The sequence below is a fragment of the Sphingomonas sp. 179-I 2A4 NHS genome, from assembly GCF_045369135.1.
GTDB lineage: Bacteria > Pseudomonadota > Alphaproteobacteria > Sphingomonadales > Sphingomonadaceae > Sphingomonas.
Genome location: NZ_JBIQFL010000006.1, coordinates 239,710 through 245,709 on the forward strand (window position 1 = coordinate 239,710; position 6,000 = coordinate 245,709).

General features: G+C 67.7%; 7 protein-coding genes. 3 read left to right on the top strand and 4 right to left on the bottom strand.

The annotated features are described in order from the left end of the window. Positions 1-36 precede the first annotated feature (36 nt). Together ACH0CP_RS12900 and ACH0CP_RS12905 are read right to left on the bottom strand one after the other, a co-directional pair. Positions 37-993 carry a L,D-transpeptidase family protein gene (locus tag ACH0CP_RS12900; protein WP_294443455.1) on the bottom strand — a complete coding sequence of 319 codons (957 nt, stop codon included), beginning with the start codon at positions 991-993 and terminating at the stop codon, positions 37-39. Positions 994-1,069: 76 nt separating this feature from the next. Next, positions 1,070-1,471 carry a GFA family protein gene (locus ACH0CP_RS12905; RefSeq protein WP_294443454.1) on the bottom strand — a complete coding sequence of 134 codons (402 nt, stop codon included), beginning with the start codon at positions 1,469-1,471 and terminating at the stop codon, positions 1,070-1,072. Between the two features lie 76 nt (positions 1,472-1,547). Here ACH0CP_RS12905 and ACH0CP_RS12910 point away from each other — a divergent pair, with 76 nt between their 5' ends. Next, positions 1,548-3,863, top strand: coding sequence for an ATP-dependent helicase (locus tag ACH0CP_RS12910; RefSeq protein WP_294443453.1), 2,316 nt, complete (start codon positions 1,548-1,550; stop codon positions 3,861-3,863). A gap of 20 nt (positions 3,864-3,883) precedes the next feature. On the opposite strand, the gene ACH0CP_RS12915 is transcribed toward ACH0CP_RS12910, so the two are convergent. Then, positions 3,884-4,339, bottom strand: coding sequence for a GNAT family N-acetyltransferase (locus tag ACH0CP_RS12915; RefSeq protein WP_294443452.1), 456 nt, complete (start codon positions 4,337-4,339; stop codon positions 3,884-3,886). Positions 4,340-4,483: 144 nt separating this feature from the next. On the opposite strand from ACH0CP_RS12915, the gene ACH0CP_RS12920 reads away from it, so the two are divergent. Both ACH0CP_RS12920 and ACH0CP_RS12925 read left to right on the top strand, forming a co-directional pair. Beyond that, a complete protein-coding gene (locus ACH0CP_RS12920) occupies positions 4,484-5,047 on the top strand; it encodes a glycine zipper 2TM domain-containing protein (RefSeq protein WP_294443451.1) in 564 nt (187 codons plus the stop codon). Continuing rightward, positions 5,044-5,454, top strand: a complete 411-nt coding sequence (locus tag ACH0CP_RS12925; protein WP_294443450.1) for a cupin domain-containing protein — start codon at positions 5,044-5,046, stop codon at positions 5,452-5,454. Before ACH0CP_RS12920 ends, ACH0CP_RS12925 begins: the two co-directional genes overlap by 4 nt. 3 nt (positions 5,455-5,457) lie before the next feature. On the opposite strand, the gene ACH0CP_RS12930 is transcribed toward ACH0CP_RS12925, so the two are convergent. Continuing rightward, complete coding sequence (locus ACH0CP_RS12930; protein ID WP_294443449.1) at positions 5,458-5,808, bottom strand: hypothetical protein; 351 nt, start codon at positions 5,806-5,808, stop codon at positions 5,458-5,460. Positions 5,809-6,000 lie beyond the last annotated feature (192 nt).

Here is a 6,000-nt window from a genome sequence, read left to right on the forward strand (position 1 = left end):
TCAACTGGCGAGGCTACGACGGCAATCGCGGGCCGGTCAGTTGCCGGTGACGAAGTCCTGCAGGTTGGTCGCCGTGGTGCTCAGGCTGTCCGGCGTCACGACCACCGTCGCCCCCGGCGCCAGCACCGCTTCGACACGGCCACGATAGGCGTCCGGCAAGGTCACGTCGCCGGCCGCCAGATCCTCGTCCACCGATTGCCCGGGCAGCGCGATGCGGGACCATTGGGTCGCGGGATCCCCCGTTCCGCCGCGGTAGCTGTAGAGATACGCATGGGTCACCGGGCGAGCGACCGACACGGGCACCCGCCCGATGATCCGTCCGCCGCGGATCACCGTCAAGGCGCGGTCGGCGGTGCTGACCACGAACGATACCGATCCCGTCGGCGAACGCTCCGGCTCCCAGAAGGCGCTCGCCAGGCGCGGCGCTGGCAGGCCGCTCTTGGCCGCGCCGATCAGGTCCGCGGCCGCCGCGATCGAGGGCAGCGCCGCCTGCTTCGTCACTACCACCGTCATGCCCAGCCGCGTCTGGTCGTAGAGCAGCTTGGCGAAGGCGTCGGGCAAGCGGATGCAACCGTGCGACGCGGCATGGCCGGGCAGCTTGCCGGCGTGAAGCGCGATCCCGTCCCAGGTCAGCCGCTGCATGAAAGGCATCGGCGCGCTATTGTAGAGGTTTGAATAATGCTCCTTCTTCTTCTGGAGCACGGTGAAGATGCCGACGGGCGTCTCATGCCCGCGCTTGCCGCTCGAGATCGTCGTGATCCCGATCGGCACGCCGTTGCGGTAGACCACCGCGCGCTGCGTCTCCAGGCTCACCACCATCAGCATCGGCCCCTCGGGTGCCGTCTGCGGCGCCCAGAGATATTCGCCCGGCTTCAGCGCCCGCGCCGCGCGCAGCACCGATGCATTGTCGAGCGTCGCCTTGCCCGTAACGGTGATCGGCGGCTGCGCCGGCTCCGCCTGGATCGGCAATGCGGCGAGAAGAAGCGCGTACATCATCCCTGCCCCTTACCCGCCCCCGGCGCTTCCGGCCAGCACCCGGCGGCGAGCGACGCCACACGTCCGTCGGGCGTTAGTCCATGCCGGGATAGGTCGTGAATTCCGGCAGGTCCGTCATTCCCCTGGTCCACGACAGGCGATCCTTGATCATGATCTGCGCGCCCGGCGGCTGGCTTTCAGGGTCATCGAGCGTGCCGGAATGGATGTCGATGATCCCCGGCAGGAAGGCTGGATTGCGATAAAACAGGCCGGTGCCGCACGTGCCGCAAAACTCGCGGCTGCCGTGCTCCGACGACTGATAGCTGACGGGCGAACCCTCGATCGTCACCTGATCGGCCTTGAACGCGATCCAGCCCACCATCGGCGCGCCGGACCAGCGCCGGCAATCATCGCAATGGCACAGCGCATGATGCTCAGGCGCGCCTTCCGCGGACCAGCTGATCGCGCCGCAGTGACACTTGCCCGTGATCGCCATGCTATCCTCCCAGCTTTTCGTTGCCGCTTTGTTCTCACGGATTGCGTCGTCGCGCAAGCCTGACTACCTGTCCCGGGTGACTGATCTCTCCGCCGATACCCAGCTCGCCGATCCGCCATACCTGCGCGGCCTCAATCCGCCGCAGCGCGAGGCGGTGCTCACCACCGATGGCCCGGTGCTGGTCCTCGCCGGCGCCGGCACCGGCAAGACGGCGGCGCTAACGGCGCGACTCGCCCACCTGCTATGGACGCGAAAGGCCTATCCGAGCGAGATCCTCTCCGTCACCTTCACCAACAAGGCCGCGCGCGAGATGCGCGAGCGCGTTGGCCGCCTCGTCGGCGACGCGGTGGAAGGCATGCCGTGGCTCGGCACCTTCCACGCGATCGGCGCCAAGATGCTGCGCCGCCATGCCGAACTGGTCGGGCTGCAAAGCAACTTCACCATCCTTGATACCGACGATCAGCTTCGCCTGCTGAAGCAGCTGATCGCCGCCGCCGACATCGACGAGAAGCGCTTCCCCGCGCGCAGCCTCGCCGGGCTGATCGACGAATGGAAGAACAAGGGGCTCACCGCCCGTGATATCGACGCCGGCGAAAGCGAGCGCTACGCGAACGGCCGCGGCGGCGAGCTTTACGAGCAATATCAGGCCCGTCTGCGCGCGGTGAACGCGTGCGACTTCGGCGACCTGCTGCTCCACGTCCTCACCATCCTGAAGACGAACCGGGAGGTGCTGGAGCAATACCAGCAGCGCTTCCGCTACATCATGGTGGACGAATATCAGGACACCAACTCGGTCCAGTATCTCTGGCTCAGGCTGCTGGCACAGGAGCGGCGCAACATCTGCTGCGTCGGTGACGACGATCAGTCGATCTATTCCTGGCGCGGCGCGCAGGTGGAGAACATCCTGAAGTTCGAAAAGGACTTCCCCGGAGCCAAGGTCATCCGGCTGGAGCAGAATTACCGCTCGACGCCGCATATCCTCGGCGCGGCCGGCGGCGTGATCGACAACAACACCGGCCGGCTCGGCAAGTCGCTGTGGACCGAGCTCGACGTCGGCGAGAAGGTCCGCGTGATCGGCGTGTGGGACGGGCCGGAAGAGGCACGCCGCGTCGGCGAGGAGATCGAGGCCTGTCAGCGCAACGGCAAGAGCCTCGACGATATCGCGATCCTCGTGCGCGCGCAGCATCAGACGCGCGAGTTCGAAGACCGCTTCATCGCCATTGGCCTGCCTTATCGCATCGTAGGCGGCTTCCGCTTCTACGAGCGGCAGGAAATCCGTGACGCGCTGGCCTATCTGCGCGTCGTCAACCAGCCCGCCGACGACCTTGCGTTCGAACGGATCGTCAACACGCCCAAGCGCGGGCTCGGCGACAAGGCGGTGGCGAAGGTCCACCAGCTCGCGCGCGCCGAGGGCCTGCCGCTCACAGCCGCCGCCGCACGCATCCTCGATACCGACGAGCTGACGCCCCAGGCGCGCCGCGCGCTCGGGAACCTCGTCGGCGACATCGCGCGCTGGCGGCAGATGTCACGCGAACTGCCGCATCCCGAGCTCGCCCGCCAGCTGCTCGACGAAAGCGGCTACACCGCCATGTGGCAGGCGGAGAAGTCGACCGAGGCAGCCGGTCGGTTGGAGAACCTCAGCGAACTCGTCCGGGCGATGGAAGAATATGAAAGCCTCGGCGCGTTCCTCGAACACGTCAGCCTCGTCATGGACAATGAAGGGACGCGCGAGGATCCCAAGGTCACCATCATGACGATCCACGCCGCCAAGGGGCTGGAATTCGACACCGTGTTCCTGGCCGGTTGGGAGGAGGGCATCTTCCCGTCGCAGCGCGCGCTCGACGAAGGCGGCACGCGCAGCCTGGAGGAGGAACGCCGCCTCGCTTACGTCGCGATCACTCGCGCCCGCCGCCGCGCCGTGATCCTCCACGCCGCGAACCGCCGCATCTACGGCCAGTGGACCTCGTCGATCCCGTCGCGCTTCGTGAACGAACTTCCCGCCGACCATGTCGAGACCGAGACGACCATGTCCGGCGGCGAAAGCCTGTGGCGCGCCAATTGGTCAGAACGCGCCGATCCCTTCGCGGATGTCGGCCGCGGCACCGGGCGCGGGCCCGGATGGCAGCGCGCCGCCGGCACGCTCGGCGCAAAGCCGGGCGGCGAGTGGCAGACCCGCACCTTCTCGCGCGAGCCGACCCGCGTGGTCGAAAGCCGCTCGCCTTCCGTCAGCCTCGGCAACAAGGGGCGGGACGATCTGTCGGTCGGCCTTCGCGTCTTCCACCAGAAGTTCGGCTACGGCACGATCGAGGAGATCGAGGGCAACAAGCTCGAGATCGAGTTCGAGAAGGCCGGCCGCAAGCGCGTGATGGACAGCTTCGTCTCGCTTCCGTGAAGCCACGATGATCGCCGCCGTTACAGCGTCATCTTGAATCCCAGGTGGCTCTGCTCGAACCCGGCGCGTGCCCAGAAGCGATGCGCCGCCGTCCGCAAGCCATGCGACAGCAACTGCACCGTAGCACACCCGGCCGCGCGGCACTGCTCCACCGCCCAGCGGACGAAAGCTTCGCCGGCGCCCCGCCCCCGCAGGTCAGACGCGATCCGCACCGCCTCGATCTGCCCGTGCCAGCTGCCCTTCGCCGACAGGCCCGGGATCACCAGCAACTGCATCGTGCCGATGATGCGGCCATCCTCGTCGGCCACGACCAATCGTTGATAGGGAGTCGCCTGCATCGCGCGGAAGGTATCGAGATAGCGCGCGTTCAGCGGCAGCGACGGATCCTCTCGCGCGGCGCCAAGCACGTCGTCGGCAAGCAGCGCGACGATCGCCGGAAGATCGGCCTCGTCCGCATCGCGGTAGGTAATGGTCATCTCCGGCATCTAGGGGTCGGCAGGGACAACAACAACGCAAGTCCTCGCCTGGCCGCGGCGGGCCGATGCTACCGTTCAGGAACGATACGTCGGCGAAACCGTATCGCAGCCACGCCCACTGTTGGGCATCGAGAGGATAGTCCCATGTCTATTCGTCGCTTCGGCATCGCCCTTGCCACCGCCGGAACCGCCGCCTGCCTCGCCGTCGGCACGCCCGCCGCTGCGCAGTCGGCGGCCGACACCGCCCGCTTCCGTGCCGCGCAGGAACGCTTCGCCCGCGAGCTGGACACCTTCCGCAGCGAGTTCGACCGCTATCAGTCGCTGCAGCGGATTCCCGGCGCCGGCTCGCGCGATCCACGCTGGGACGATGGCCGCACGGCGCCCCCGCCGGTGCGCTACAATGATGATGGCGAGTGGCGCGACGAGGGCGACTATGATCCCGCCCGCTATTATCGCTCGGGCTCGCAATATCAGGAACGTGCGCTGGCGCCGACGGACCGCGTCTATTCCGGCTCGGACGGCCGCTATTACTGCCGCCGACCGGATGGCACCACCGGCCTCATCGTCGGCGGCGCCGCTGGCGGCATTCTCGGCAATGTGATCGACGGCGGGCGCAGCCGCACTGTTGGCACCCTGCTCGGCGGCGCGCTTGGCGCTCTCGCCGGCCGCGCGGTCGATCAGAACAGCCAGCAGATCCGCTGCCGATGAGCGAAGCGCGGGCGCTGATCGAGCAGCTCGGCCTCGCGCCGCATCCGGAAGGTGGCCATTACCGCGAGACGGTAAGGCTGCCCGCCGGGGCGGGCGGGCGATCGCCGATGACCGCGATCCTGTTCCTGCTCGATCGTGACGAGCGGTCGCACTGGCACCGGGTCGACGCAGCGGAGCTATGGCTGTGGCACGGCGGCAATCCGCTGACGCTCCGCATCGCGGAGGCCGGCATCGTCACCACGCACCGGCTCGATCGCGACAGCCCGCAGGCCTTGGTGCCCGCGCACGCATGGCAGGCGGCGCACGCCGACGCGGGCTGGGCGCTCGTCGGCTGCGTCGTCACGCCCGGGTTCGACCTCGCCGGCTTCGACCTTGCGCCGCCGGGCTGGTCACCGCCCGGCGCGTAGGTCTCAGCCGTCTATGGCGAGCAGGGTCACGCCCTCGTAGCGGGGCTCGGCCGGGTTGAACAATTCGCTGGGGGTGAAGCGCCGCGGCGTCACGCGCATCCCGCCAAGGCCCGCGATCTTGAACGCGCCGACCTTGGGCTCCCTGGGCGGCTTGCCGTCCCGTTCGAGCGTCACGGCGTCGAGATAATATTCGCCGTGCTTGGTGTACACGATGTGCGGTGCCAGCGTGACGGAGCCAAGATTGTAGGTGGCGGCAAGTGCCTGCTGCTTCACGATCGCCTCGAAGACGACCGGCATGGTCGCTGGAGGAGCGGGCGGCGGCGCGACCCGATCTTCATCGGTGTTCAGCTTCATGCTCACCGGTCTAACTCAACCTGCTGCACCGCAGCAACAATCGTTTTCCGCAACTGTTCGTTCCATCTTTGCATGCTGTCGAGGGCACAGCGCATTACCGCCGCGCCCCCTTTGTGGGGTCGAATCCGGCTGAGGGCGAAATGACACCCTAAGCCTCGGCACCCTTCGGCCAGAGGTATTCGCCGGTGAGGA